Annotated in this window: 21 protein-coding genes and 1 tRNA gene; 12 read left to right on the top strand and 10 right to left on the bottom strand. The window is 69.1% G+C overall.

The annotated features are described in order from the left end of the window. Positions 1 to 72: 72 nt before the first annotated feature. Positions 73 to 969 (bottom strand): TIGR01459 family HAD-type hydrolase, encoded by an 897-nt coding sequence (locus SNOV_RS19310; protein WP_013168651.1) that lies wholly within the window; start codon positions 967 to 969, stop codon positions 73 to 75. A 258-nt stretch (positions 970 to 1,227) separates the two neighbouring features. On the opposite strand from SNOV_RS19310, the gene SNOV_RS19305 reads away from it, so the two are divergent. Continuing rightward, entirely contained in the window at positions 1,228 to 1,860 is a 633-nt protein-coding gene (locus tag SNOV_RS19305; RefSeq protein ID WP_013168650.1) for a MarC family protein, read from the top strand. 3 nt (positions 1,861 to 1,863) lie between these two features. On the opposite strand, the gene SNOV_RS19300 is transcribed toward SNOV_RS19305, so the two are convergent. After that, a complete protein-coding gene (locus SNOV_RS19300; RefSeq protein WP_013168649.1) occupies positions 1,864 to 2,679 on the bottom strand; it encodes a Crp/Fnr family transcriptional regulator in 816 nt (271 codons plus the stop codon). A gap of 117 nt (positions 2,680 to 2,796) precedes the next feature. Here SNOV_RS19300 and SNOV_RS19295 point away from each other — a divergent pair, with 117 nt between their 5' ends. Next, positions 2,797 to 4,170: a dihydroorotase gene (locus SNOV_RS19295; RefSeq protein WP_013168648.1), complete on the top strand. Its 1,374-nt coding sequence runs from the start codon at positions 2,797 to 2,799 to the stop codon at positions 4,168 to 4,170. Here SNOV_RS19295 and truA read toward each other — a convergent pair. Next, positions 4,167 to 4,919, bottom strand: coding sequence for a tRNA pseudouridine(38-40) synthase TruA (gene truA, locus SNOV_RS19290; RefSeq protein WP_013168647.1), 753 nt, complete (start codon positions 4,917 to 4,919; stop codon positions 4,167 to 4,169). The two genes, SNOV_RS19295 and truA, sit on opposite strands and share 4 nt — an antisense overlap. A gap of 355 nt (positions 4,920 to 5,274) precedes the next feature. Between truA and polA the strand changes: the two genes are divergently transcribed. Then, positions 5,275 to 8,220, top strand: a complete 2,946-nt coding sequence (polA, locus tag SNOV_RS19285; protein WP_013168646.1) for a DNA polymerase I — start codon at positions 5,275 to 5,277, stop codon at positions 8,218 to 8,220. 204 nt (positions 8,221 to 8,424) lie between these two features. Here polA and SNOV_RS19280 read toward each other — a convergent pair whose 3' ends face one another. Next, complete coding sequence (locus SNOV_RS19280) at positions 8,425 to 9,219, bottom strand: glutathione S-transferase (protein WP_041782434.1); 795 nt, start codon at positions 9,217 to 9,219, stop codon at positions 8,425 to 8,427. Between the two features lie 272 nt (positions 9,220 to 9,491). Here SNOV_RS19280 and SNOV_RS19275 point away from each other — a divergent pair, with 272 nt between their 5' ends. From SNOV_RS19275 to SNOV_RS19260, 4 genes are all read left to right on the top strand, one after another. Then, positions 9,492 to 10,712, top strand: coding sequence for a polyhydroxyalkanoate depolymerase (locus SNOV_RS19275; RefSeq protein WP_013168644.1), 1,221 nt, complete (start codon positions 9,492 to 9,494; stop codon positions 10,710 to 10,712). 284 nt (positions 10,713 to 10,996) lie between these two features. Beyond that, entirely contained in the window at positions 10,997 to 12,424 is a 1,428-nt protein-coding gene (locus tag SNOV_RS19270) for a homospermidine synthase (protein ID WP_013168643.1), read from the top strand. A gap of 192 nt (positions 12,425 to 12,616) precedes the next feature. Continuing rightward, on the top strand, positions 12,617 to 13,702 hold the full coding sequence (gene hemH / locus SNOV_RS19265) for a ferrochelatase (RefSeq protein ID WP_013168642.1): 1,086 nt from the start codon (positions 12,617 to 12,619) through the stop codon (positions 13,700 to 13,702). Positions 13,703 to 14,095: 393 nt separating this feature from the next. Then, positions 14,096 to 14,632 carry a sugar O-acetyltransferase gene (locus tag SNOV_RS19260; RefSeq protein ID WP_244413022.1) on the top strand — a complete coding sequence of 179 codons (537 nt, stop codon included), beginning with the start codon at positions 14,096 to 14,098 and terminating at the stop codon, positions 14,630 to 14,632. 7 nt (positions 14,633 to 14,639) lie between these two features. On the opposite strand, the gene SNOV_RS19255 is transcribed toward SNOV_RS19260, so the two are convergent. Together SNOV_RS19255 and rpsA are read right to left on the bottom strand one after the other, a co-directional pair. Further along, complete coding sequence (locus SNOV_RS19255) at positions 14,640 to 15,167, bottom strand: YqhA family protein (protein WP_013168640.1); 528 nt, start codon at positions 15,165 to 15,167, stop codon at positions 14,640 to 14,642. 372 nt (positions 15,168 to 15,539) lie between these two features. Beyond that, positions 15,540 to 17,249: a 30S ribosomal protein S1 gene (gene rpsA, locus SNOV_RS19250; RefSeq protein WP_013168639.1), complete on the bottom strand. Its 1,710-nt coding sequence runs from the start codon at positions 17,247 to 17,249 to the stop codon at positions 15,540 to 15,542. A gap of 652 nt (positions 17,250 to 17,901) precedes the next feature. Between rpsA and SNOV_RS19240 the strand changes: the two genes are divergently transcribed. Continuing rightward, positions 17,902 to 19,491 (top strand): EAL domain-containing protein, encoded by a 1,590-nt coding sequence (locus SNOV_RS19240; RefSeq protein ID WP_013168638.1) that lies wholly within the window; start codon positions 17,902 to 17,904, stop codon positions 19,489 to 19,491. 297 nt (positions 19,492 to 19,788) lie between these two features. Here SNOV_RS19240 and cobF read toward each other — a convergent pair whose 3' ends face one another. From cobF to aroA, 4 genes are read right to left on the bottom strand one after another with little or no spacing between them, the layout of a single operon-like run. Next, complete coding sequence (cobF, locus tag SNOV_RS19235; RefSeq protein WP_013168637.1) at positions 19,789 to 20,607, bottom strand: precorrin-6A synthase (deacetylating); 819 nt, start codon at positions 20,605 to 20,607, stop codon at positions 19,789 to 19,791. A gap of 8 nt (positions 20,608 to 20,615) precedes the next feature. Continuing rightward, positions 20,616 to 21,026 (bottom strand): carboxymuconolactone decarboxylase family protein, encoded by a 411-nt coding sequence (locus SNOV_RS19230; RefSeq protein ID WP_013168636.1) that lies wholly within the window; start codon positions 21,024 to 21,026, stop codon positions 20,616 to 20,618. A gap of 14 nt (positions 21,027 to 21,040) precedes the next feature. Continuing rightward, entirely contained in the window at positions 21,041 to 21,670 is a 630-nt protein-coding gene (gene cmk / locus SNOV_RS19225; protein WP_013168635.1) for a (d)CMP kinase, read from the bottom strand. Beyond that, positions 21,667 to 23,028 (bottom strand): 3-phosphoshikimate 1-carboxyvinyltransferase, encoded by a 1,362-nt coding sequence (aroA, locus tag SNOV_RS19220; RefSeq protein ID WP_013168634.1) that lies wholly within the window; start codon positions 23,026 to 23,028, stop codon positions 21,667 to 21,669. The genes cmk and aroA overlap by 4 nt, the downstream gene beginning before the upstream one ends. A gap of 199 nt (positions 23,029 to 23,227) precedes the next feature. On the opposite strand from aroA, the gene SNOV_RS19215 reads away from it, so the two are divergent. The 4 genes from SNOV_RS19215 (at position 23,228) to SNOV_RS19200 (ending at position 26,172) form a co-directional block, all read left to right on the top strand. Then, on the top strand, positions 23,228 to 23,626 hold the full coding sequence (locus SNOV_RS19215; RefSeq protein WP_013168633.1) for a TIGR02300 family protein: 399 nt from the start codon (positions 23,228 to 23,230) through the stop codon (positions 23,624 to 23,626). A gap of 163 nt (positions 23,627 to 23,789) precedes the next feature. Next, positions 23,790 to 23,865: transfer RNA gene (locus SNOV_RS19210), tRNA-Ala, on the top strand. Positions 23,866 to 24,123: 258 nt separating this feature from the next. Further along, on the top strand, positions 24,124 to 24,360 hold the full coding sequence (locus SNOV_RS19205) for a hypothetical protein (protein ID WP_013168632.1): 237 nt from the start codon (positions 24,124 to 24,126) through the stop codon (positions 24,358 to 24,360). Positions 24,361 to 24,525: 165 nt separating this feature from the next. Continuing rightward, positions 24,526 to 26,172: an alpha-keto acid decarboxylase family protein gene (locus tag SNOV_RS19200; RefSeq protein WP_013168631.1), complete on the top strand. Its 1,647-nt coding sequence runs from the start codon at positions 24,526 to 24,528 to the stop codon at positions 26,170 to 26,172.

Here is a 26,172-nt window from a genome sequence, read left to right as displayed (position 1 = left end):
TCGGGCTGGCGGATAAGTGGCGCCGCCCGCTCGCCGCGTCAATCGGGGCTTTCCCGTCCGCCGGTCCGATCCTCACCAGACGAGGCGCGTCGTCACCGCCACAGGCCGGCCCGGGCCGTCGGCGAGCAGGCGTTCGAGCGCCTTCGGGTCGACCTCGGCACCGTGCTCGAGGCCAAGTTCGCCGGCATGGATGCCGGCGGCGACGAACAGGCAGTCGATGCCCACCCCGAGCGCGCCGGCGAGATCCGTGCGCAGCGCGTCGCCGATGGCGATGGCGCGGGACTTGTCGACCGCGCCGCCGCGCAGCTTGGCGGCGACCTTGAACGCGGTCTCGTAGATCGGCCGGTGCGGCTTGCCGCAGAAGACCACGTCGCCGCCGAGCTCGGCATAGGCCTCGGCGATGGCCCCGGCGCACCAGATCAGCTCGCCGCCGCGCTCCACCACGATGTCGGGATTGGCGCAGATGAAGGGCAGTTCGCGCACCTTGGCCGCCTTCAGCGTGTCGGCATAGTCCTCCGGCGTCTCGACCGTGTCGTCGAACAGGCCGGTGCAGACGATGAGCTCGGCCGCGTCGAGGTTGGTCAGCGACAGGTCCAGCCCGTCATAGATGCCGAGGTCCCGCTCCGGGCCAAGATGCCACATCTTCGCGCCGGGACGCTCGGCCAGCAGCGCGTTGGTCACCATGCCGGAGGTGACGATGCCGTCATAGGCATCGCGCGGGATGCCGAAGCCGTCGAGGATGCGCGCCACCCCTTCCGCCGGCCGCGGCGCGTTGGAGACCAGCAGCACCGTCGCCCCGCCGGCGCGGGCCCGCTGCAGCGCGTCGGCGGCGGGCATGGAGCCCTGCGCGCCATTGTGCAGCACGCCCCAGACGTCGCAGAGCACGAGGTCGTAGCGCGGGGCGAGCGTGCCGAAGGATGGCACGAGGGGCGGCAGGGCGGTGATGGCGGAGGAGGTTGCGGTCGTCATGGGCGCGGCTTGCCACGCCGATGTGTCGAGCACAAGACCGGTACGGGCGGGCCGGGCATGCGCGGGCATCCCGGCCGCTTTCACCCACATGCCCTCATGGCCGGGCTTGACCCGGCCATCCAGGGGACCGGGTACGGGCGGAAAGTCTGGGTCCCCGGGTCAAGCCCGGGATGAGGGAAGAAGAGCGGTCTGCACGGTGGACACGCCCGCGTGGGCCGGTATTGCTAGGCAGTCCGCCCCGACCCGTCAGGAGCCCCCATGGACTTCGCCTTCGCGGCCAAGGTCTTCGCCGCCCTGTTCGCGATCATGAACCCGATCGCCAACCTGCCGATCTTCCTCTCGCTCACCTCCGACATGGGCGAGGCCGAGCAGCGCCGCACGGCGGTGCTGGTCAGCGCGACGGTGGCGGTCGGCTGCATCGTCTCGGCGCTCGCCGGCAGCGCGATCCTCGGCTTCTTCGGGCTGGACGTTGACCATTTCCGCCTCGCCGGCGGGCTGATCGTGCTCCTGATCGCGCTCTCCATGCTGCACGGCACGGACAGCGCCACCCATAGCGGCTCCGGCGAGGAGAAGGCGACCTTCGCCACCGCCAGCAACGTCGCCTTCTATCCGCTGGCCATCCCGATCCTGCTGGGTCCGGGCACCATTTCCGCCCTCATCGTCTACGCCCATGACGCGACCGGCCCCGACCGGATCACCGCGCTCGGCGCCGGCATGCTCGCCTTCCTGCTCCTGCTCGCCGCAACGCTGATCGCCGCGCCTACGCTTTCCCGCATCATTTCGCCGACGGTGATGAGCGTGACCAAGCGCCTGATGGGCATGATCCTCGCCGCCATCGCCATGGAGATGCTGGTGGCCAGCCTGCGCGCGCTGTTCCCGGGGCTGGCCTGAATCTCACGGCCGGAACGCCGGCCCGTTGGTGACGACGACGCCACCGCCGGCGACCTCGTTGCCGTTGGGATAGACGCCGCCCAGCACCTCGTCGAAATGCCGGCGCGTCTGCATGTGGCAGCCGCAGCACATGGCGCGCAGCCGGTCGGCGTCGGTGATGCGCAGCCGCCCGCGCTTCGGCTCAATGGCGCCGGCCACGCGCATGTCGCGGATCACCCGGCTGATATAGGAGCGCCCCACCGCCAGCATGCTCGCGAGCTGCTCCTGGGTGAGGCGCAGATCCTCGTCGCCGGTGCGGTCGAGCGCCGCCACTAGCCATTTGGCGGTGCGCTGCTCGATGGTGTGGGCGGCGTTGCAGGCGACCGACTGGAACACCTGCGCCAGCAGGCAATCGGCATAGCGCGCGAACAGGTTGCGCAGCGGCGGCGAGGTCGCCTTGGCGCGGTCGAGCTCGGCGGTGTCGAGCCGCAGCAGCGGGCCGCCGTTCTGCACCACGGCGCGGGCGAAGGCCGGCAGCCTGCCCTGGCTGACGATGCCGCCCACCGCGCCCTCGCGGCCGATGGTGGTGATCTCGACCACCCGTCCGTCCTCCAAGAGCACCATGAAGGAGACCAGCGTCTGCCCGCAGGGGAAATAGACGTGGCGCACGTCGTCGCCCGGCTCGTAGAGCACCGCGCCGGCGGTGCGGTCGATGCGCCGCAGATGCGGGCGCAGCAGGGTGAAATCGGCCGGACGCAGCGCCCCCAGCAGGTTGTTGCCGCCGGAGGAGACGTCGTCGCCTCCGCCCTGGCCGCCTTCGTTCTCCTCGCTGACGCGCATGCCGTCCTCCCATCCCACGGCATGCAACGCGCGGGCGGGCGAAAATGTTCACAAGGCGCTTGGGTCTATCTGGGGGTCTGCTAGAAGCAGCGACGTCTCAATCAAGGGAGCGCCGTCATGACCGAGACCTTCGACCTCCTGCTCAAGGGCGGCACGGTGGCCAACCAGGACGGCGTCGGGGCACGCGACGTCGGCGTCCGGCACGGGCGCATCGCCGGCATCGGCTCCTTCGATCCCTCCCAGGCCGGCGAGACCGTCGACTGCACGGGGCTGCACATCCTGCCCGGCGTCATCGACACGCAGGTGCATTTCCGCGAGCCGGGCCTGGAGCACAAGGAGGACCTCGAATCCGGGTCCCGCGCCGCGGTGATGGGCGGCGTCACCGGCGTGTTCGAGATGCCCAACACCAGCCCGACCACCACCTCGGGCGACGCGCTCGCCGACAAGATCAAGCGTGCCACCGCGCGCATGCATTGCGACTTCGCCTTCTTCGTCGGCGGCACGCATGAGAATGTGAACGACCTGCCGGAGCTGGAGATGCTGCCCGGCGTGCCCGGCGTGAAGGTGTTCATCGGCTCCTCCACCGGCTCGCTGCTGGTGGCCGACGATCCCGGCGTGCGCGCCATCCTCAAGGTGATCCGCCGCCGCGCCGCCTTTCATTGCGAGCACGAGCCGCGGCTCGACGAGCGCAAGCATCTGCGCGTGCCGGGCGACGCCTCCTCGCACCCGGTCTGGCGCGACGAGATCGCCGCGCTCACCGCCACCACGCGCCTCGTCAACCTCGCCCGCGAAGAGGGCAAGCGCGTGCATGTGCTGCACGTCACCTCGGTCGAGGAGATGGAGTTCCTGCGCGACGCCAAGGACGTGGCGACGGTCGAAGTGACGCCGCACCACCTCACCATGGACGATGCCTGGTACCACCGCCTCGGCACGCTGGTGCAGATGAACCCGCCGGTGCGCGGGCCGCATCACCGCGACGGGCTGTGGCGCGGGCTCAGTGAGGGCGTGGTCGACGTGCTCGGCTCCGACCATGCCCCGCACACGCTGGAAGAGAAGGCCAAGCCCTATCCCGGCAGCCCTTCCGGCATGACCGGCGTGCAGACGCTGGTGCCGATGATGCTCGACCATGTGAATGCCGGCCGGCTGACGCTGGAGCGTTTCGTCGACCTTTCCAGCGCCGGCCCCGCGCGCATCTTCAACATCGCCACCAAGGGCCGGATCGCGGTCGGCTTTGATGCCGACTTCACCATCGTCGACCTGAAGCGGCGCGAGACCATCCGCAATTCGTGGATCGCCTCCAAGCCCGGCTGGACTCCTTACGACGGCGTCGAGGTCACCGGCTGGCCGGTCGGGACGCTCATACGCGGCCGCAAGGTGATGTGGGAAGGCGAGCTCACGACGCCCTCGCAGGGCGCGCCGATCCGCTTCCTCGAATCCCTGCGCAGCCCCGCCCCGACCCGCGCGCCGACGCTGATCGAGCGGCTGGGCTAGTAGGTCACTTCCGCCAGATACAGCCCCGCCGACGGCGCCATCGGGCCGCAGCGCGTGCGGTCCTTCGCCTCCAAAGCGGCGGTGACGTCGTCGGGCGTCCAGGCGCCTTCGCCTACCTTCACCAGCGTGCCGACCATGGAGCGCACCTGGTGGTGCAGGAAGGACCGCGCGGCGGCGTGGACGCGGATCTCCATGCCCGGCCCTTCCAGCGCGACCTCTTCGACCTCCAGCCGGTCCAGCGTCTTCAGCGGCGAGGCCGCCTGGCAGCCCACCGCGCGGAAGGTGGTGAAGTCGTGCCGGCCGACGAGGCGGGCCGCGCCCTCCGCCATCCCCGCGACATCGAGCGGGCGCAGAACCCGCCACGCGCGGTTCCGCTCCAAAGCGAGGTCGGGCCGCCGCGCTATGATGCGATAGACATAGCGTCGGCCGGTGGCGGAGAAGCGCGCGTGGAAATCGTCCGCCGCACGCTCGGCGGACAGCACAGCGATGGGGTGCGGGCGTAAGTGCGCGTTCAGCGCGTCGCGCACCGTGTCCGGGCGCCAGTCGCGGGAGAGCTCGACATGCGCCACCTGCCCGGTGGCGTGCACGCCGGCATCCGTCCGTCCGGCGCCATGCACCGCGACCTGCTCGCCCGTGAGGCGCGTCACGGCTTGCGCCAGCGCGCCCTGCACGCTCGTCCCCTCGGCCTGGATCTGCCAGCCGACGAAGGGCGTGCCGTCATATTCGATGGTGAGCTTGTAGCGGGGCATCGATGAGTTCCTCGCGGCTCTGTAGCGCCGGGAAGGCGCGCCGTCACCCCAAGCACGCCCTCATGCCCGGGCTTGACCCGGGCCCCAGTCTTCTGGATCCCCGGATCAAGTCCGGGGATGAGGGAGAGGATGTCCATCGTCAACAACCACAGGCGACGTCATGCCCGGCCTCGGGCCGGGCATCCACGACTTCCTCCCGCCAAGACCAAGGCGTGGATGGCCGGGCCAAGCCCGGCCATGACGGCGTCCTGGATGGTTGCCCGGCCGATGGGCTTCGGGCATCGTGCGGCCGCCTGAGCGCAGCTCAGGCAATCGAGAATTGGGGTGGGCTTGCCCGCTCCAAACGGAGCCCCGAATGCCCGAGCACGACCCTCTGGAAGCCGGCGACCACGTCGTCCTGATCGACGGCTCCGCCTACATCTTCCGCGCCTATCACGCGCTGCCGCCGCTCACCCGTCCGTCGGACAAGCTGCCTGTCGGCGCGGTGGCGGGGTTCTGCAACATGCTGTGGAAGCTGGTGCGGGCTCAAGGATTCTCGCCGGCCCCGACCCATCTCGCCGTCGTGTTCGACAAGTCCGAGCAGACCTTCCGCAAGGACATCTACCCGCTCTACAAGGCGCAGCGCCCTGACCTGCCCGAGGACCTGATCCCGCAATTCCCGCTGATCCGCGAGGCCACCCGCGCGTTCGACCTCGCCTGCGTCGAGCAGGACAAGTACGAGGCCGACGATTTGATGGCGACCTATGCCGAACTCGCCAAGGCCAAGGGCGCGCTCGTCACCATCATCTCCTCCGACAAGGACCTGATGCAGCTCGTGGAAGGCTCCCGCGTGCGCATGTACGACCCGATGAAGGACCGCGCCATCGGCGTCGAGGAAGTGTTCGAGAAGTTCGGCGTCGGGCCGGAGAAGGTGGTCGACGTGCAGTCGCTCGCCGGGGATTCCGTCGACAACGTGCCGGGCGTGCCGGGCATCGGCATCAAGACCGCGGCGCAGCTCCTCGCCGAATATGGCGACCTCGACACGCTGCTGGCCCGCGCCGAGGAGATCAAGCAGACCAAGCGGCGCGAGAACCTGATCGAGTTCGCCGACCAGGCACGCCTCTCGCGCGAATTGGTGACGCTGAAGCGCGACGTGCCGCTGGAGGTGCCGCTCGACGACATCGCCGTTGTCGAGCCCGAAGGCAAGAAGCTCATCGCCTTCCTTAAGGCGATGGAGTTCAACACGCTCACCCGCCGCGTCGCCGAGACCTATGAGATCGAGGCCGCCGCCATCGAGCCCGATTCCGGGCTGAAGGCGGGCGGCCACGAAAGCGACGAGCTGCGCGCCGGCCTCGACCCGGACACCGACAGGTCGGCCATCCCCGAGGGCATCGAGCCCCCCGCGCCGGGCGAAAGCGGGCTCACCCCGCAGGCGCTCTCGGCCGCGCGCATCAAGGAGGCCACCGCCACCCCGGTCGACCGCTCGAAATACGAGACGGTGACCACGCTGGAGCGGCTGAAGGAATGGGTCGCCCGCGCCTTCGACCTCGGCTTTGTCGCGGTCGACACCGAGACCACCGGGCTCGACCCGATGCAGGCGGACATTGTCGGCTTCTCGCTGGCGACCGCGCCGAACGAGGCCTGCTACGTGCCGCTCAGCCACAAGGGCGGCGACGAGGGCCTGTTCAGCGAGGGGCTGCTGCCGGACCAGATCCCGATCCCCGACGCCGTCGCCGCCATCAAGCCGCTGATGGAGCATCCCGGCGTGCTCAAGATCGGCCAGAACCTCAAATATGACTGGCTGATCCTCAAGCGCCTCGGCATCGAGCTCGGGCCTTACGACGACACCATGCTCGTCTCCTATGTGCTCGACGCCGGCGCCTCGCCGCACGGCATGGACCCGCTCTCCATGCGCTGGCTCGGCCATACGCCGATCAAGTTCGAGGAGGTGTGCGGCAAGGGCAAGGGGCAGATCTGCTTCGACCGCGCCGCCATCGACAAGGCGACCGACTATGCGGCGGAGGACGCCGACGTCACGCTGCGGCTGTGGCGGGTGCTGAAACCCCGCCTCGCCGCCGAGGGCAAGACCACGGTCTACGAGACGCTGGAGCGCCCGCTGGTCACCGTGCTCGCGCAAATGGAAGAGCGCGGCATCACCATCGACCGGCAGATGCTCTCGCGCCTCTCCGGCGAGTTCGCTCAAGGCATGGGCCGGCTGGAGGCGGAGATCTCCGAGATGGCCGGGGAGACCTTCAACCCCGGCTCGCCCAAGCAGCTCGGCGACATATTGTTCGGCAAGATGCAGATCCCCGGCGGGCGCAAGACCCCGACCGGGGCGTGGTCGACCGGCGCCGACGTGCTGGAGGAGCTGGCCGAGCAAGGCCACGAGCTGCCGCGCCGCATCCTCGACTGGCGCCAGCTCCAGAAGCTCAAATCCACCTATACCGACGCGCTGCCCACTTACGTGAACAAGGAGACCGGGCGCGTCCACACCTCCTTCGCGCTCGCCGCCACCACCACGGGGCGGCTCTCCTCCTCCGAGCCGAACCTGCAAAACATCCCGGTGCGCACCGAGGAAGGCCGCAAGATCAGAAAAGCCTTCATCGCTGCGCCCGGCCACAAGCTGGTCTCGGCCGACTATTCGCAGATCGAGCTGCGTCTCTTGGCCGAGATCGCCGACACGCCGTCACTGCGGCAGGCCTTCCAGGACGGGCTCGATATCCATGCGATGACGGCGTCGGAGATGTTCGGCGTGCCGGTGGAAGGCATGCCGGGCGAGGTGCGCCGGCGGGCGAAGGCCATCAATTTCGGCATCATCTACGGCATCTCGGCGTTTGGTTTGGCTAACCAGCTCTCCATTCCCCGCGAGGAGGCCGGCGCCTACATCAAGCGCTATTTCGAGCGCTTCCCCGGCATCCGCGCCTATATGGACGAGACGCGCAACTTCGCCCGCGAGCACGGCTATGTGGAGACGCTGTTCGGCCGGCGCTGCCACTACCCGGACATATCAGCCAAGAACCCGTCCATCCGCGCCTTCAACGAGCGGGCGGCGATCAATGCAAGGCTACAAGGCTCGGCCGCCGACATCATCCGCCGCGCCATGGCGCGCATGGACGCGGCGCTGGAGAAGGCCGGCCTTTCCGCGCGCATGCTGCTGCAGGTGCATGACGAGCTGATCTTCGAGGTGCCCGACGATGAGATCGCCGCCACCATCCCCGTGGTGCGCGAGACCATGGAGCTGGCGCCGTTCCCCGCCGTGGCGCTGAAGGTGCCGCTGAAGGTCGACGCCCGCGCCGCGGAGAACTGGGACGAGGCGCACTGAGTTTTGGGGTGGTCGTCCCGGCCGAAGCGAAGCGGAGAGCCGGGATCGCGCCGCGAAAGCCTCGCCTTTGATGCATCCTCATCCTGAGGTGCCCGGCCATCGGCCGGGCCTCGAAGGATGCTCATCCGGGCGCTTCATAACGACCATCCTTCGAGGCTCGCTGCGCTCGCACCTCAGGATGAGGTCCCTTCGAAAAATCTCCCCTCAGAACTCGACGTCCAACTCCTCCATCTCCTCTGGCTCGTCGAGCGCGGCGGCGCTCCATTCCTGCATCGCCGGCAAGGCGAGCATGGTCTTGCAATAGGCCCGCGTCGGGGCGTCGAGCTTCACGTCATAGGTGGTGAAGCGCGAGCAGACCGGCGCGTACATCGCGTCCGCCATGGTCGGCGCAGGCCCGAACAGATACGGCCCGCCATATTTCTTCAGGCAGTCGCGCCAGATGGCGAGGATGTGCTCGATATCCGCCTGCGCGCCGGTCCACACCTTGAAGCCGGGATGGCTGGCCTTGATGTTCATCGGCAGCGCCGAGCGCAGATTGGCGAAGCCGGAATGCATCTCGCCTGAGATCGAGCGGCAATGCGCCCGCGCTGCCCGGTCCTTGGGCAGAAGCCCGGCGGCTGGCATCAATTCGTGCAGGTATTCGGCAATGGCGAGCGTGTCCCAGATGCGCAGGCCGTCATGGTCGAGCCGCGGCACCAGGAAGGACGAGGATTGCAGCAGCAGCTCGGCGCGGATCGAGGGATCGTCGGCCGAGACCCGCGCCTCGGCGATGTCCAGCCCGGCCAGCCGGCACAGCAGGAAGCCGCGCAGCGACCATGAGGAATAGTTCTTGCTACTGATGGTCAGGGTCGCCACAGGCGCCTTCGGCCGGGCTTTCGCCGTCTCGGATTTGGCCTTGGCGGCAGATTTGGCGCCCGCCGGCGCGGATGTGGCGGCTGCCGGCTTGCCTGCCGGCCGGGCCTTCGCCGCGGTTCTGGACTTGGAGGGCGAGGCGGGCATGGCAAGCGTCCTGTGCAGGGAAGCGTGATGATCGGTCGGCCTTCGGCAAACACTATTCGTGCCATCCCGGAGCCGGGAGCGCCCGACGGCCGTTCCTTCGCCTCTCCACCCCGCCGCCCCTACGATTTTGCCGTGAGCGCCGGGCCTATTTTCCTATCGTATGCTTTACGGCGCGGCCGCCGCGTGCTCGCATGCGACATGCGTATGACAGCCTCCCGCCTCCCCGGCGCCCGCCGCGGAACCCGCCCGACAAGCCGCCAGACCCGCCGCCGATGATCTATGCCGCCTACCAGGCCCAGGCCGACCTGTTCGATCCCGTCCGCATGGCGGCGCGCTTCACCCGCCGTGCGCTCGGCACGAGCCTGAACGGCTTCGGCGAGACCGCCTTCATGCGCAACTTCACCGCGGCGCTGGAGATGGTCGAGCGCGCCGGCCTCAGCCATGCCCGCCCGTCCTTCGGCGTCGACCGCGTGCCGGTGGGCAATCGCGAGGTCGAGGTTATCGAGGAAGTGGCGCTGGAACTGCCCTTCGGCTCGCTGCTGCATTTCGCCAAGGACGTCGACCAGCCGCAGCCGCGCATCCTCGTCGTCGCCCCGCTCTCCGGCCATTTCGCCACGCTGCTGCAGGACACGGTGAGGACGCTGCTGCCGGAGAACGACGTCTACGTCACCGACTGGGCCAATGCCCGCGACGTGCCGCTCTCGGCCGGGCGCTTCGGCTTCGACGACTACGTCGAGCACGTCATCCGCTTCATGGAGGCGATCGGGCCGGGCGGGCATGTGCTCGCCGTCTGCCAGCCCTGCGTGCAGGTGCTCACCGCCGCGGCAGTGATGGCGCAGCACGACAACCCCGCCCAGCCGCTCTCCATGACGCTGATGGCCGGCCCCGTCGACACCCGCGTCAGCCCGACCAAGGTGAACGAGCTCGCCACGTCCAAGCCGCTGGACTGGTTCGAGAAGAACCTCATCGCCACCGTGCCCGCGGGCTTTGCCGGCGCGGGCCGCCGCGTCTATCCCGGCTTCGTGCAGGTCGGCGCCTTCATGGCGATGAACATGGAGCGCCATGTGAAGGCGCATGTGGAGCTGTTCGAGAACCTCGCCATGGGCGAGCATGAGAAGGCGCACGCCACCAAGAGCTTCTACGACGAATATTTCGCCGTGCTCGACCTCGCCGCCGAGTTCTATCTCGAGACCATCGCCAAGGTGTTCCAGGAGCACGAGCTGCCGCGCGGCGTGCTCACCTATAAGGGCGAGAAGGTGGATTTCCGCGCTATCCGCCGCACGGCGCTGCTGACCGTCGAGGGCGAGCGCGACGACATCTGCGCGGTCGGCCAGACGGTCGCGGCGCAGGACATCTGCACCTCGCTGCGCCCGCATCTGCGCCGCCATCACATGCAGGCCGGCGTCGGCCATTACGGCGTGTTCTCCGGCCGCCGCTGGAAGGGCCAGGTCTACCCGCTGGTGCGCAGCCACGTGCTGGCGAGCGACGCGTAGGGCTTTTCCCTTCCCCCGCACGCCCTCATCCTGAGGTGCCCGGCCGCCGGCCGGGCCTCGAAGGATGCTCGTCCGGGCGTGCCAAGACGACCATCCTTCGAGGCTCGCTCCGCTCGCACCTCAGGATGAGGGCGTGCGGGAGAAGCGAGGCCTACCTTCCCCACCATTACCCCTGCAACCCGCCCGCACCTCGTCACGCACACGTCATCATTGACGCGGCACGCTGCGTCACCCCATGGTGCGCCCTCACTTTTCCCCTTGGAACCAAAGGAGTCCCCCCGAGAATGTCAGTTTGGCCGGTCTACGGAAAAATCGACGGTCCCATCGTGATGATCGGCTTCGGCTCGATCGGTCGCGGCACCTTGCCCCTCCTGGAGCGGCACTTCGATTTCGACAAGGATCGCCTGACCGTCATCGATCCGGTGGACGACCATCGCCACCTCCTCGACGAGCGCGGCATCACCTTCGTGCAGCAGCATGTGACGAAGGAAAACTATCGCGAACTACTCACCCCGCTGCTCACCACGGGCGGGCGCGGTTTCGTCGTCAATCTTTCCGTCGACACCGGCTCGGTCGACATCATGACGCTCGCCCGCGAACTGGGCGCGCTCTACATCGACACCGTCATCGAGCCGTGGCTCGGCTTCTATTTCGACAAGAACGCCACTCCCGCCAGCCGCTCCAACTACGCGCTGCGCGAATCCATGCTCAAGGCCAAGCGCGCCAATCCGGGCGGGCCGACCGCCGTCTCCTGCTGCGGCGCCAATCCGGGCATGGTGTCGTGGTTCGTGAAGCAGGCGCTGGTCGACGTCGCCCGCGACACCGGCGTCGCCTTCGAGGAGCCGACCACCCGGGAGGGCTGGGCGGCGCTGATGCAGCAGGCCGGCGTCAAGGGCATCCACATCGCCGAGCGCGACACCCAGCGCGCCCGCGATCCCCGGCCCTTCGGCACCTTCGTCAACACCTGGTCGGTCGAGGGCTTCGTCTCCGAGGGCCTGCAGCCGGCCGAGCTCGGCTGGGGCACGCATGAGAAATGGACGCCGGAGACCGCGCGCTCGCACAATCAGGGCTCGGGCGCGGCGATCTACCTGATGCAGGCCGGCGCCGCCACCAAGGTGCGCACCTGGTGCCCCTCGCTTGGCGCCCAGCACGGCTTCCTCGTCACCCATAACGAGTCGATCTCGATCGCCGACTATTTCACCGTGCGCAACGGTGCGCAGGTGGCCTACCGCCCGACCTGCCACTACGCCTACCATCCCTGCAACGACGCGCTGCTGTCCTGGCACGAGATGTTCGGCCATGAGGGCAAGGAGCTGGGCGACTGGACCATCCTCAGCGAGCACGAGATCGTCGACGGGCGCGACGAGCTCGGCGTGCTGCTCTTCGGCCACGCGAAGAACGCCTATTGGTTCGGCTCGCAGCTCACCATCGAGGAGGCGCGCGACCTCGCCCCCTACCAGACCGCCACCGGGCTCCAGGTCACCTCCGCCGTACTCGCCGGCATGGTGTGGGCGCTGGAGAACCCCGAGGCCGGCATCGTCGAGACCGACGAGATGGACTATCGCCGCTGCCTGGAGATCCAGAAGCCCTATCTCGGCACGGTGAAGGGCTACTACACCGACTGGACCCCGCTCGACGGCCGCCCCGGCCTGTTCCCCGAGGACATCGACACGAGCGACCCCTGGCAGTTCCGCAACATCCTGGTGCGGTGAGGCGCCGGACGGCACCGCCGAGGCGCGGTGCCGCGCCAGAGGAGCCAAGAGCCGAGGCGCGCCAAGTGCGCCGAAGGAGTTAAGGACCGAGGCGCGGTACCGCGCCTCGGGCACTCGTGATGGCGGAAGCCGCGCGAATTGGCTTATAAGCTCGCCCAGCGTAGTGGGTTTTCCCTGAGGCGAGGTGTGGCGATGAACGAGGCCGTTCCGGTGAAGGAGGGCGTTGCCCTGCGTCCCGGCCCCGATGGCGGGCTGCCGGCCGGCCATCCCGCCGTGGCCTATGGCAAGATCGGCGTGCTGATCGTCAATCTCGGCACGCCGGACGGCACCGACTACTGGTCGATGCGGCGCTATCTCAAGGAGTTCCTCTCCGACCGCCGCGTCATCGAGGTCAACCGCGCGCTGTGGTGGTTCCTGCTCAACGTCATCATCCTGTCCAGGCGCCCGCAGGCGAAGGGCAAGGATTACGAGACGATCTGGAACAAGGAGCGGAACGAGGGCCCGCTGCGCACCATCACCCGCTCGCAGTCGGACAAGCTCGGCGAGCGCCTCGGGCCGCTCGACGACCGCCTCGTCTTCGACTGGGCGATGCGCTACGGCAACCCCTCCATCGCCTCGCGCATCGAGGCCCTCCAGAGCCAGGGCTGCGAGCGCATCCTGCTGGTGCCGCTCTATCCGCAATATGCCGCCGCCACCTCGGCCACGGTCTGCGACGCCGCCTTCGACCAGCTCAAGAAGATGCGCTGGCAGCCGGTGCTGCGCGTCGCCCCGCACTGGCCGGACGAGCCGACCTATATCGAGGCGCTGGCCAATTCCATCACCTCGGAGCTGGCTAAGCTCGATTGGGAGCCGGAGCTGGTGCTCGCCTCCTTCCACGGCATTCCGAAGGAATATTTCGAGAAGGGCGACCCCTATCACTGCTACTGCTACAAGACCGTCCGGCTGGTGCGCGAGAAGCTCGGCTGGCCGGAGGGCAAGCTGCGCCTCACCTTCCAGTCGCGCTTCGGCAAGGCGGAATGGCTGCAGCCCTACACCGACAAGACGGTGGAGGCGCTGGCGCAGTCCGGCGTGAAGCGGCTCGCCGTCATCACCCCCGGCTTCGTCGCCGACTGCCTGGAGACGCTGGAGGAGATCGCCGGCGAGAACGCCGAGATCTTCCACCACAATGGTGGCGAGAAGTTCCACTTCATCCCGTGCCTCAACGAGAGCGAGGGCGGCATGAAGGTGCTGGAGGCCGTCATCCGCCGCGAGCTGAAGGGCTGGGCGGAGCTGGGGTAGAGCGGCGCGGCAGCGGGACGGGCCGACGCATCCCGAACAAGCGCCGTCATGCCCAGACTTGTCTGAGTTTCGGGCTCTCCCAAGACCAGCCTCATCCTGAGGTGCTTGGCCAACGGCCAAGCTCGAAGGATGCTCGTCCGGGCGCACTTGAACGAGCATCCTTCGAGGCTCGCGGAGCCTGTCCTCGGGCTTGCCGTAGGCAAGACCCGTGGGCTCGCACCTCAGGATCAGGATGCTCCCTGGTCGGTCCTCGAAGAGCCGAAGGCCGCACGTATCAGCCGCGAAACCCAACGTGTTTTGCACCGTCGCCCGGCTTGGCCGATGCAGGACGCCCCCGCGACATCCCCGACGAGGCGTGCCTTGCCCGACACCCCCTCCGCCGCCCGTACCGAAATGCAGAAGATGCTCGCCGGCGAGCTCTACCGGGCCGGAGACCCGGAGATCCAGGCCGCCGCCGCCGCGGCCTTCGCCTGGATGGCCCGCTACAATGCCTCCCTCGCCCTGTCGCGCGACGAACGCCGGGCGCTGCTGCGCGAAGGGCTGGGAGCGGTCGGGCCGGGCTCCGGCATCCGCCCGCCCTTCCATTGCGACTACGGCTTCAACATCAAGCTGGGCAAGGGCGTGTTCCTCAACTTCGACTGCGTCATCCTCGACGTGGTCGAGGTGACCATCGGCGACGACACGCAGATCGGCCCCGGCGTGCACATCTACACCGCCGACCATCCGCGCGATCCCGAAACCCGCGCCACGGGCCTGGAATTCGGCCGCCCCGTCCATATCGGCCGCAATGTCTGGATCGGCGGCAAGGCGATCATCCTGCCGGGGGTGACCATCGGCGACGACGCGGTGATCGGCGCCGGCGCGGTGGTGACGAAGGACGTGCCGGCCGGCGCCACCGCGCTGGGCAACCCGGCCCGGGTGCGCGGCTGAGGCGTCCCTAGCCCTCGTCTCCGCCATGGGTGAAGCGGTCGGTGAAGGCCAGCACCGCATAGGCGGCGAGGAACAGCACGCTCGCCGCCATCAGCCAGCGCACCTGCGTCTCGCTCACATCGGTCTCCAGCCGCATCAGCGCCTTGAGCAGGGTGATGGCGGCGATCGCCATCAGCGAGGCGAAGAGCTTGAGCTTCAGCCCGGAGAAGCTGATCCGCGTCATCCAGGCCGGCGAATCCGGCGCCTCGCGCCGGTCGATCCGCTCGACGAAATTCTCGTAGCCGGACTGGATCACGATCACCATCAGCCCGCCGACCAGCACGAGGTCGAGCAAAGTGAGCAGCTCCATGATCACCGCGGTCTCGCTGAGCGTGGTCAGCTGCATGGCGAACTGCCACAGCCGCAGCGCGAAGGCGACGACCAGCAGGACCAGCCCGATGGCGAGGCCGATGAACAGCGGCACCATCGCCCAGCGGCTCACCAGCACCAGCCGCACGACGAGGCGGCCGAACACTCCCGATTGCACGCGCGGCATGATCACCATGTCCCCCAGACGCGGCGGCAAGCACAGCCGATAGCGGGGGTCTGACGCATGGAAGCCTCCTATGGGCCGCGGCGGCGGCCGGAGGCGTGATGGTAACGGAGCCGCATGACGGCTTCAAAGATTCCTGCCGCTCGCGAGGCTCTCATTCATCCGTCATCCCGGACGGCCGAAGGCCGATCCGGGATCGGGCAAACATCGGAGGGCGATTCCCGGCTCTTGGGCTACGCCTACGGCCGGGATGACGGCTGGTGGAAAGCCGGGCACGCGTCGCCTCCGAAAACAAAACGGCCGGCGTGTCGCCACGCCGGCCGTCTTCGTGTCGTCTGCCGATCAGGTCGCCCGATCAGCCGGCGAGGATGATCCTCACTCGGCCTTCTCAGCCGCCTGCTTCTTCAGCGCGGCGCCGAGGATGTCGCCGAGCGAGGCGCCCGAATCCTGCGAGCCGAACTGGGCCACGGCTTCCTTCTCCTCGGCGATCTCCAGCGCCTTGATCGACACCTGGACCTTGCGGGCCTTGCGGTCGAACAGGATGACGCGGGCGTCGAACTTCTCGCCGACGGCGAAACGGTCCGGACGCTGGTCGCCGCGGTCGCGCGCGAGCTCCGAGCGCTTCACGAAGGTGGTCATGTCGGTGCCGGCGATCTTCACGTCGACGCCGCCTTCCTTCACGTCGATCACTTCGCAGGTCACGATCGCGCCCTTGCGGAGCTCGCCGGAATCCTGGAAGGGGTCGCCGCCGAGCTGCTTCACGCCGAGCGAGATGCGCTCCTTCTCGACGTCGACGTCGAGAACCTGCGCCTTGATCACGTCGCCCTTCTTGAACTCGTCGATGACCTGCTCGCCCGGACGGTTCCAGTCGAGGTCCGAGAGGTGCACCATGCCGTCGACGTCGCCGTCGAGACCCAGGAACAGACCGAACTCGGTCTTGTTCTTGACCTCGCCCTCGACGGTCGAGCCGGCCGGATACTTCTCGGCGAAGGCTTCCCACGGGTTCTGCAGGGTCTGCTTGAGGCCCAGCGAGATGCGGCGCTTGACCGGATCCACCTCGAGGATCGCGACTTCCACTTCCTGCGAAGTGGCGACGATCTTGCCGGGGTGGACGTTCTTCTTGGTCCAGCTCATCTCGGAGACGTGGATCAGGCCCTCGATCCCCGGCTCCAGCTCGACGAACGCGCCGTAGTCGGTGATGTTGGTCACGCGGCCCTTGAAGCGGGCGTTGACCGGGTACTTGGCCTCGATGCCCTCCCACGGATCGCCGAGCAGCTGCTTCATGCCGAGCGAGATGCGGTGGGTCTCGTGGTTGATCTTGATGATCTTCACCTTGACCGTCTGGCCGATGTTCAGCACCTCGGTCGGGTGGTTCACGCGGCGCCAGGCGATGTCGGTGACGTGCAGCAGGCCGTCAATGCCGCCGAGGTCGACGAACGCACCGTAATCGGTGATGTTCTTGACCACGCCGTCGATGACCTGACCCTCTTCGAGGTTCTGCACCAGCTCGTGGCGCTGCTCGGCGCGGGTCTCTTCGAGAACCGTGCGGCGCGAGACCACGATGTTGCCGCGGCGGCGATCCATCTTGAGGATCTGGAACGGCTGCGGGTTGTGCATCAGCGGGCCGACGTCGCGGATCGGACGGATGTCCACCTGCGAACGCGGCAGGAAGGCCACGGCGCCGTCGAGGTCGACGGTGAAGCCGCCCTTGACCTGGTTGAAGATCACGCCGGTGACCTTCTCCTGGGCGTTGAACGCCTTCTCGAGGCGGACCCAGCTCTCTTCGCGGCGGGCCTTGTCGCGCGAGAGGACGGCTTCGCCGAGCGCGTTCTCGACGCGCTCAAGGTAGACCTCGACCTCGTCGCCGACATTGATCGTCTGGTCACGGCCGGGGCCGGCGAATTCGCGCAGCGCCACGCGGCCTTCGGTCTTCAGGCCGATGTCGATGATCGCGAGATCCTTCTCGATCGCGACGACGATGCCCTTGACCACCGTGCCCTCGGCGGGCTCGGCATGGTTGAAGCTCTCTTCGAGCATCGCGGCGAAATCGTCGCGCGCGGCGCTCAGGGTTTGGGTTGCGGACATTAATGCTCCTGTCGCCAAAGCGCCGGCACGGGGTTGATCATCGTTCCGACCGCCGCGGGCATCGGGACATGGCGCTTCCCGATGCAACCTCTCGCGAAGCCCGGCGCATTGGCCGTGGCGTCCGGAACGTTTCCTTCGGCAGGCGCGGCGCGGGCCGTGCGGCCCGTCGGGCGATCTGCCGGAAGAAGCTGGATAGGCTCGCGCCGCCGGCGCCGAGGCGCCATCCGACGGGAGCGGAACTGATACTGGGTCGCCGCATGGAAGGTGCCGCGAAAGCTCGCGAACAGGACCGATGCGGCTCCGGCGCCGAAGCGCGGCAGGGGCGGGCTCGCCTCCAAGCTTGCGGCGACGCGCATCCCGCATCGCCGGCCCACCCGTCATCCGCCCTCATATAGGGCGCCGGGACGGGCGTTGCCATAGCGCAAGCACCCCGCAGACGCAAGGCACGAGCGGGTTATCGGCACGAGCGGGTTATCGGCACGCGCCGGCTATCGGCGGGATCATCCGGACATCCACCCGTTGAGACCGGGCGAAGATGCCGGAGCTGTGCTACCTTTGCCGAGAAGCAGAGGAACGTGCATGCGGCGCGCGCCGCCGGTCGGCCCTGCCCCGTGTCGGGTGGATCGCCGGGCGCCGCATCGAAGGAGTGCCCGTGCGTCGCTGGCGCGTGATCGTCGTCGCCGTGCTTCTTGCGCTGATCGGCACCACCGTGCCGCTCGCGGCGACGCTCTACATGTCCTGGCAGATGGCGCTGGCCGCCCAGCGCGAGCAGCTCGGCCACGCCGCCGAGCTCGCCCTCGCCCGCGCCGGGAGCATCTACGCCGACGCCGCCACGACGCTGCGCTCCATCGCGGCCACCGATTTCGAGCACTGCTCGCCCGCGCACATCGCCCTTATGCGCCAGTTCGCCATCGCCTCGCTGGCGACGCGGAACATCGGCTATGTGAACAGCGGCGTCCTCGAATGCGACATCTGGGGCATAACCCAGCAGCGCATCCCCCGCGAGGATGACGGCCGCCTGCAGCCCGACGGCCTCTCGCTCACCGTGAACGACAGGCCGCGCTACAGCGAGCAGCGCCCTTCCATGGTGCTGCGGTTCGGCGGCTACGAGGTGGTCGTCGACCAGCTGCGCTTCTTCCCCTCGCCCAGCCTGCAGCTCGCCGTGATCGAGATCCGCGCGCCGGGCGACATCCGCCTCGTCACCGAGGACCCCGGGCCGGAGGGGACGCCGATAGTCGCGGCCGAGATGAGGGCGACGCCGGGCGAGGCGCCCCTGGCGAGCGCCGCGCGCACCGCCAGGGGCTGGACGGTGATCGCCCGCGAGCCGCGCCTCTCGCTCGGCGAGCACATGCGCAACGCCCAGCTCCTGCTGCTGCCGCTGGCGCTGTTCCTCGCCGGGCTGTTCGCCGGCCTCGCCATATGGCTGTCGCGCCGGCGCCTCTCGCCGCGCGGCGAGCTGGCGCTCGCCGTGCGCAACCGCGAGTTCCTCGCGCATTACCAGCCGATCATCGAGCTCGCCACCGGCCGCTGCATCGGCGCCGAGGCACTGGTGCGCTGGCGGCGGCCGGACGGCAGCCTGGTGCGGCCGGACCTGTTCATCCCGCTGGCCGAGGAGACCGGCTTCATCGGCCCGATCACCGACCATGTGGTCGAGAGGGTCGTCGACGATCTCGGCGACCTGCTGCGCCGCGACCGGCGGCTGCACATCGCGATCAATCTCGGCGCCGCCGACATCAGCTCGGGGCGCATCCTGCCGGTGCTGGAGGCGGCGCTCGCCGACACCGGCATCGAGCCGCAGCAGATCTGGCTGGAGGCGACCGAGCGCGGCTTCGTCGACATAGAGGGCGCGCGTCACACGCTGGCGGCGCTGCGCCGGCGCGGCCACATGACGGCGATCGACGATTTCGGCACCGGCTATTCCGGCCTCAAATATCTCCAGCGCCTGCCGGTCGACGCGCTCAAGATCGACAAGTCCTTCATCGACGCGGTGGGCACGGAGGCGCCGACCAGCCACGTCACCGAGCACATCATCGCCATGGCGCGCGAGCTCAAGCTGCGCATCGTCGCGGAGGGGGTGGAGACCGAGGCGCAGGCCGCCTATCTGCGCCAGCGCGGCGTCGGCTTCGCGCAGGGCTGGCTGTTCTCGCGCGCTCTGCCGCCGGAGGAATTCGCCGCCTTCTGCACCCGCAACCGCAAGACCTTCGGCGTGCCGGCCAATGTGGAGACGCTGGCGGCGGAGTAGGGGCGGCCTGTCCGATAGTGCGCCCTCATGGCCGGGCTTGACCCGGCCACCCAGGGACCAGACCGTGCACCGGCGGAAGGTCTGGGTCCCGGGTCAAGCCCGGGGATGAGGGATTGTTGATCCCACCCAATCGCCTTCGGACGCCGGCAACCGAAGGTCTATCTTCCGACAGGCCCTAGCTGCGCGCCGCCCGCACCAGCGCGGCGGTCGAGAGCAGGATCGCCGCGATGAGGAAGCTCTGGCAACTCATAGATTGGCTAAGAGGGTGCTGTACTCATTCGACGAGGCCTTTAATGGTTAGAACTTTGGCTCCCTCACCAACCACACATCCATGATCCACCCGCGCTTCTCCCGCGCCTCGGCGCGCTGGCGCAGGATCTGCGGGCCGACCTGCGCCAGCGGGCCGGACATCAGAAGCTCGCCCTCCATGCCCAGATACGCGCCCCACCAGATGTGAAGCGGCGCGGCGCCGGCGGGGGGCACCTCGGCCTCGCGGGCGATCAGCGCGGCGAGCCCGGTGCCGTCGTCGAGCATGACGACCGTGGTGCCCTCACGGGAAAAATCCTCCAGCACCCGGCGGCCGGTGGTGAGGACGACCTTCGCGCCGACCTCGTTCAGCACCAGCCCGTGGGCGGTGGTGAGCGCCTGCACGGCGGAGATGCCGGGGACGACCTCGATGGCGAGGGGGAGCGTGGCGCGCACCGCCTCCAGCACGCGCAGGGTGGAATCGTAGAGCGCCGGGTCGCCCCAGACGAGCAGGGCGCCGACCCCGTCCTCGGGCAACTCCGCCTCGATCAGCGGGGCGAGCAGGGCCGCGCGGGCCGAATGCCAGTCCGCCACGTCGGCACGGTAGGTCGTCTCCCGCGCGGGCGTGCGGGCGCCGCCGTGGATATGCGCCTCGGCCCGGCGTTTCGGGCTGGCGAGCCGCGCCACCCGCCAGGGCGCGCGGCGATGGGCCTTGAGGATCGCTTCCCGTGCGGCCACCAGCTCGGCCGCCGCCTCGCTTTTGTCGAGTAGGAAGAACACCTCCGCCCGGTTGATCGCCTCGATCGCCTGTAGCGTGAGATGGCCCGGCGCGCCGGCGCCGATGCCGATGACGAGGAGGCGCCGGGTCATCGGCTGGCTCAGGGCTGCGGGGCGGAGGTCAGGCCGCGCTCGGCGAACACCTTGCGGGCGATGAACAGCGCGTCGAGCGCCGCCGGGAAGCCGGCATAGAGCGCCATCTGCATGATGACCTCCACCACCTCCTCCTTCGTCGCCCCGACATTCAGCGCCGAGCCGATATGCACCTCCAGCTCGCGCGCCGCATGGCCGAGCGCCACGAGGCCGGCGACGGTGGAGAGCATGCGGGTGCGCAGGTCGAGCCCCGGGCGGGAATAGATGTCGCCATAGCCGAACTCGAAGATGTAGCGGGCGAAGTCGGGCGCGATCTCGCCGAGCGCCGTCATCACCTCGGCGCCGGAACGGCCGGTGATCTCGGCGAGCTTCGCCTGGCCGCGGGCAAGGCGGTCGTCGGTGGTGCTGTCCTGCGTCATGCCGTCTTGCGTCCTCAGTTCCGGCCGATCCGTTCGGCGACGATGGCGAGCGCGCGGGCGATGCTGGCGTCGCGGTCGAGGCCGGTATTGTCGAGGGTGATCGCGTCCGGCGCCTGCACCAGCGGCGCGGCGGCGCGCCCGCTGTCGCGCGCATCGCGCCGGCGGATGTCGTCCAGCACCTGGTCGAAGGTCACCGCTTCGCCGCGCTTCAGGAGCTCGCTGAAGCGGCGCTCGGCGCGCGCCTCCGGCGTGGCGGTGACGAAGATCTTCACCTCCGCCTCGGGGGCGATGACGGTGCCGATGTCGCGCCCGTCCAGCACCGCCCCGCCCGGCTGGCGGGCGAAGTCGCGCTGGAGCTTCAGGAGCGCCGCGCGCACCTCCGGCACCGCGGCGACGCGGGACGCGGCCTCGCCCACCGGGCCGGCCTTGAGCGCCTCCTCGTCCAGCGCGGCGAGGTCGAGGCCGGCGGCGAGGGCGGCAAGCGCCGGGATGTCGTCGAAGCCGGTGCCGCTCGCCAGGGCGGCGGCGCCGACCCCGCGATAGAGCAGCCCGGTGTCGAGATGCGGCAGCCGGTGATGGCCGGCAAGCGCGCGGGCGATGGTGCCCTTTCCCGAGGCCGCCGGGCCGTCGATGGCGATGATCATGCCGCCGCTTCCACCCCTTCGACGATATCGGCGCCGAGCGCCCGCATCTGGGCCAGGAAGGTCGGGAAGCTGGTGGCGATGAAGGAGATGTCGTCCACCTTCAGCGGCGTGTCGGTGGCGAGGCCCATCACCAGGAAGCTCATGGCGATGCGGTGGTCCATATGGGTGGCGACCGTGCCGCCGCCGGCCGCGCCGGCCGCGCCCTCGACGAGGAGGTCGTCGCCCTCGATGCGGTGGGCGACGCCGGCGGCCTTGAGCCCGTCGGCGACGGCGGCGAGGCGGTCGGATTCCTTCACCCGAAGCTCGGACAAGCCGTTCATCCGCGTCGTGCCGCTGGCGAAGGCGGCGGCCACCGCCAGCACCGGATATTCGTCGATCATCGACGGCGCCCGCTCGGCCGGCACGTCGACCCCGTGCAGCGCGGAGGCGCGCACGCGGATGTCGGCGACGCTCTCGCCGCCCTCGACGCGCTCATTCTCGAAGGCGATGTCGGCGCCCATCTCCTTCAGCGTGATGAAGAGGCCGGTGCGCAGCGGATTGGTCATCACCCCCTCGATGACGACCTCCGAGCCGGGCACGATCAGCGCCGCCACCAGCGGGAAGGCGGCAGAGGACGGGTCGGCCGGCACGCGGATGGGCGCCGGCTTCAATTCCGGCCGACCCTTCAGCGTCACCTTGCGGCCATGCGCGCCATAGGGCTCGACCGAGACCTGCGCGCCGAAATGGGTGAGCATGCGTTCGGTATGGTCGCGGCTCGCCTCCTTCTCGATCACCGTGGTCTCGCCCGGCGCGCCGAGGCCGGCGAGCAGCACGGCCGACTTGATCTGCGCCGAGGCGACCGGGCTCTCATAGATGATCGGCACCAGTTCTTGCGGACCTTTGAGCGTCAGCGGCAGGCGCCCGCCCTCGGCGGCGTCGACCACCTGCACGCCCATCTTCTCGAGGGGATCGAGGATGCGGCGCATGGGGCGCTTGCGCAGGCTGGCATCGCCGTCGAAGGTGGCGACGATCGGGTTGCCGGCGACCACGCCCATCATCAGCCGCGAGCCGGTGCCGGCATTGCCGAAGTCGAGCACGCCCTCGGGCACCCGCAGCCCGCCGACGCCGACGCCCTCCACCCGCCATTCGCCCTCGCCGAGCCGCTCGACCGTGGCGCCGAGCGCGGCGCAGGCCTTGGCGGTGTTGAGCACGTCCTCGCCCTCAAGCAGGCCGGAGATGCGGGTCTCGCCGACGGCCAGCGTGCCGAAGATGAGCGAGCGGTGCGACACCGACTTGTCGCCGGGCACGCGCACCGTGCCCTTCAGCGCCGCCGAGCGGCGGGCGAAGGCGGGAACGGGGTTGGCTCCATGGCTGCTCATGACGGGATCCTGCTTGCGGAACGTTATTCGAGGCGGCCGGGAACGCGGCTTCCCGGCGCTGACGGGCGCTCGTCCTAGCACGAGCACGTTATTGCCGCCACGGCGCCCAAGATGCGGCTTGACTCCGCCTCACGGCCGGTTCAATGGGAGCACCCTTCAAATCACCTATTCCATTCCATCACCACCCGAGGTCCAAACCGTGGTGAAACCTGAACTTGGCACCAAGCGCATCTGCCCGGTCACCGGGCGGAAGTTCTACGACCTGAACAAGGATCCGGTGATCTCGCCCTATACCGGGCAGATCGTGCCGATCACGACGATCGTCGCCCGCGGCCGGCCCGAGGCTCCCCGCCCCGTCGCGGAGGCCGACAGCGACGTCGAGGAGAACACCGAGGTCGAGCTGGTCTCGCTGGAGGACGCCGACGAGGAAGCCGCCGGCACCAGCTCCAAGGCGGCGGCGACCGACGACGACATCGATGTCGACGAGGAAGTCGCCGGCGACGATGACGAGGACGCCTTCCTCGAAGAGGATGAGGACGGCGACGACGACGTCTCCGACCTGATCGGCGACGGCCTCGAGGACGACGAGGAAACCTGAAGCGCTGGGGATGGCGCGCCCGACGTGAAGTCGAGGCTTGCAGTCCGATCCGCCATGTGCTTTACGACCGTTCCGCTCCGGCCCGCGCCGGAGCGACCAGCCGGGTGAGACACCCAAGGCGTGGCGCTTTAAAAAGGCGCCCCGCGCATCCGGCGCCCCCGGTGGGGCCATAGCTCAGTTGGGAGAGCGCTTGAATGGCATTCAAGAGGTCGGCGGTTCGATTCCGCCTGGCTCCACCAATCATCTCCCTCAGATCAATCTAGAGCCTGTCGAGCCGCGACGCGGGCGTCTTGCCATGCGCCGGGTGCGACGCGTCGGTGATTCGCTCCGCCCGAGCCCTTCCCCCATCGCCACGGGCCGATTGTTAAGCTGAGCGCAACACCCCGTTTCGATCTGCGCCTATTATGCATGCCGCGGTGCACAACTATCTCCCGGTCATTCCAGGCGGCCCTAGGCCGCGCCTTTCGCCCTCTCCGGAGGAACGCAGGAGAATGACCATGAAGACGCTTGTCCTTACCCTCGCCGCCGCCACCGCGGTGCTCGCCCTCACCGCCACCGCCGATGCTGCCGGCGTCGACAAGACCTGGAACAAGGGCTGGCAGCAGAGCGTCAGCCAGACCGCTCCCGTCGTCGCGGCGCCCATCGAGGGCCGCAACGTCGCGGCCCCGGCGACGCAGGGCGTGGAGCCCTATATCGCCGACCAGATCGACGCCAACGCCCGCAGCTCGCGCTGACCGCCGGGCAGGCGACATCTCCCCGATCTTCGAGGAAGGCCCCGTTCGCGGGGCCTTCTTTTTATGGGCCCCGGCTAGGCGAAAGTTGAACGCGTTTCGCTGTCGTGCGCGTCACGCGCCCCATCTACCATGTCGGCAGTCAGACCCTCTGCCGGAGAACCCGACATGGCCCTCACCGTCATCCAGCACGTGCTCTCCCGCCTGCAGGACATCGGCATAGCCGACGTCTTCGGCGTGCCCGGCGACTTCGCCTTCCCGGTCAACGACGCCATCTGCCGCCAGCCCGGCATGCGCTGGATCGGCTGCGCCAACGAATTGAACGCCGCCTATGCCGCCGACGGCTATGCCCGCATCAAGGGCGTGGGCGCGCTCTCCACCACCTATGGCGTCGGCGAGCTCAGCGCGCTGGCCGGGGTCGCCGGCGCCTATGCCGAGCGGCTGCCGATCTTCCATCTCGTCGGCATGCCGCGCATGGCGGTGCAGCGGGCGCGCGCCATCGTCCATCACACGCTGGGCACCGGCGAGTACGAACTGTTCCGCCGCATGAGCGAGCCGGTGGTCTGCGCCCATGCGGTGATGACGCCGCAGAACGTCGCCTATGAGACCGAGCGGCTGATCGCTGAAGCGCTCTATCATCTGCGCCCGGTCTACATGGCCTTCCCGGCTGATCTCGCCAACCAGCCGGTGGTGAGCGCCGCCGCCCCGGTGCCGGCGCCGCAGAGCGACCCGACGCAGCTCGCCGCCGCGACACAGGCCGTCGTCGCCGCGCTGGAAGGGGTGGAGACCGCCTGCGTGCTGCCGGGCCTGCTGGTCGCCCGGCTGGGCATCGGCGACCGGCTGCAGGCGCTCATCGACGCCTCCGGCCTGCCCTTCGCCACCATGTTCCACGACAAGACCGTGCTCGACGAGCAGCAGCCCGCCTATGCCGGCATGTATGACGGCGCGCTGATGAACGAGGAGGTGCAGGCCTTCGTCGAGGACGCCGAGCGCATCGTCACCGTCGGCACGCTGATGACCGACTTCAACACCGGCGGCTTCACCTCCAACCTCGACCATGGGCGCACCATCGCCATCGACCATCACAGCGTCAGCGTCGACGGCCGCACCTATCCCAGCGTCGAGCTCGGCGACGTGCTGGCGTCGCTGGCGCAGGCGCTGCCGAAGCGCGACTGGCCGCGCCTCGTACCCGGCTCGCTCGGGCCGGTGACCGGCGCCGGCGACGAACCGATCACGGCCGAGGCGCTCTATCCGCGCTGGGCCGAGTTCATCCGTCCCGGCGACATCGTGGTGGCGGAGACCGGCACCGCCTCCATGGGCCTCGGCTTCGCCCGCATGCCCTCGGGCGCCAATTTCTACAATCAGGCGCTCTGGGGGGCGATCGGCTGGGCGACGCCGGCGGCGCTCGGCACCGCCGTTGCCGATCCCTCGCGCCGCACCGTGCTGATCACCGGCGAGGGCTCGCACCAGCTCACCGTGCAGGAGCTCGGCACCTTCGGCATGCTCGGGCTGAAGCCGGTGGTGTTCGTGCTGAACAATGACGGCTACCTGATCGAGCGGCTGCTCTGCAAGGACCCGGAGATCAGCTACAACGACGTCGCGCCCTGGCGCTATGCCGAGCTGCCGCGGGCGCTCGGCTGCGACGGCTGGACGGTCGCCCGCGCCGCCACCTGCGCCGAGTTCGACGCCGCGCTGACCGCCGCCGAAGGGGCCAATTCCGGCGCCTATGTCGAGGTCGTCACCGGCCGCTACGAGGCCTCGCCGCTGTCGCTGAAGCTGAGCGAGAAGCTGAAGCAGGCGGCGGCGGAGGGGTGA

The sequence above is a fragment of the Ancylobacter novellus DSM 506 genome (genome assembly GCF_000092925.1).
GTDB lineage: Bacteria > Pseudomonadota > Alphaproteobacteria > Rhizobiales > Xanthobacteraceae > Ancylobacter > Ancylobacter novellus.
The sequence above is the reverse complement of the archived record's forward strand: the minus strand, read 5'-3'. Positions and strand labels throughout refer to the sequence as shown.

Bases quoted from the DNA above. Each gene is read 5' to 3' on its own strand.
- SNOV_RS19310 (WP_013168651.1), bottom strand. From the start codon at position 969: ATGACGACCGCAACCTCCTCCGCCATCACCGCCCTGCCGCCCCTCGTG.
- SNOV_RS19305 (WP_013168650.1), top strand. From the start codon at position 1,228: ATGGACTTCGCCTTCGCGGCCAAGGTCTTCGCCGCCCTGTTCGCGATC.
- SNOV_RS19300 (WP_013168649.1), bottom strand. From the start codon at position 2,679: ATGCGCGTCAGCGAGGAGAACGAAGGCGGCCAGGGCGGAGGCGACGAC.
- SNOV_RS19295 (WP_013168648.1), top strand. From the start codon at position 2,797: ATGACCGAGACCTTCGACCTCCTGCTCAAGGGCGGCACGGTGGCCAAC.
- truA (WP_013168647.1), bottom strand. From the start codon at position 4,919: ATGCCCCGCTACAAGCTCACCATCGAATATGACGGCACGCCCTTCGTC.
- polA (WP_013168646.1), top strand. From the start codon at position 5,275: ATGCCCGAGCACGACCCTCTGGAAGCCGGCGACCACGTCGTCCTGATC.
- SNOV_RS19280 (WP_041782434.1), bottom strand. From the start codon at position 9,219: ATGCCCGCCTCGCCCTCCAAGTCCAGAACCGCGGCGAAGGCCCGGCCG.
- SNOV_RS19275 (WP_013168644.1), top strand. From the start codon at position 9,492: ATGATCTATGCCGCCTACCAGGCCCAGGCCGACCTGTTCGATCCCGTC.
- SNOV_RS19270 (WP_013168643.1), top strand. From the start codon at position 10,997: ATGTCAGTTTGGCCGGTCTACGGAAAAATCGACGGTCCCATCGTGATG.
- hemH (WP_013168642.1), top strand. From the start codon at position 12,617: ATGAACGAGGCCGTTCCGGTGAAGGAGGGCGTTGCCCTGCGTCCCGGC.
- SNOV_RS19260 (WP_244413022.1), top strand. From the start codon at position 14,096: ATGCAGAAGATGCTCGCCGGCGAGCTCTACCGGGCCGGAGACCCGGAG.
- SNOV_RS19255 (WP_013168640.1), bottom strand. From the start codon at position 15,167: ATGCCGCGCGTGCAATCGGGAGTGTTCGGCCGCCTCGTCGTGCGGCTG.
- rpsA (WP_013168639.1), bottom strand. From the start codon at position 17,249: ATGTCCGCAACCCAAACCCTGAGCGCCGCGCGCGACGATTTCGCCGCG.
- cobF (WP_013168637.1), bottom strand. From the start codon at position 20,607: ATGACCCGGCGCCTCCTCGTCATCGGCATCGGCGCCGGCGCGCCGGGC.
- SNOV_RS19230 (WP_013168636.1), bottom strand. From the start codon at position 21,026: ATGACGCAGGACAGCACCACCGACGACCGCCTTGCCCGCGGCCAGGCG.
- cmk (WP_013168635.1), bottom strand. From the start codon at position 21,670: ATGATCATCGCCATCGACGGCCCGGCGGCCTCGGGAAAGGGCACCATC.
- aroA (WP_013168634.1), bottom strand. From the start codon at position 23,028: ATGAGCAGCCATGGAGCCAACCCCGTTCCCGCCTTCGCCCGCCGCTCG.
- SNOV_RS19205 (WP_013168632.1), top strand. From the start codon at position 24,124: ATGAAGACGCTTGTCCTTACCCTCGCCGCCGCCACCGCGGTGCTCGCC.
- SNOV_RS19200 (WP_013168631.1), top strand. From the start codon at position 24,526: ATGGCCCTCACCGTCATCCAGCACGTGCTCTCCCGCCTGCAGGACATC.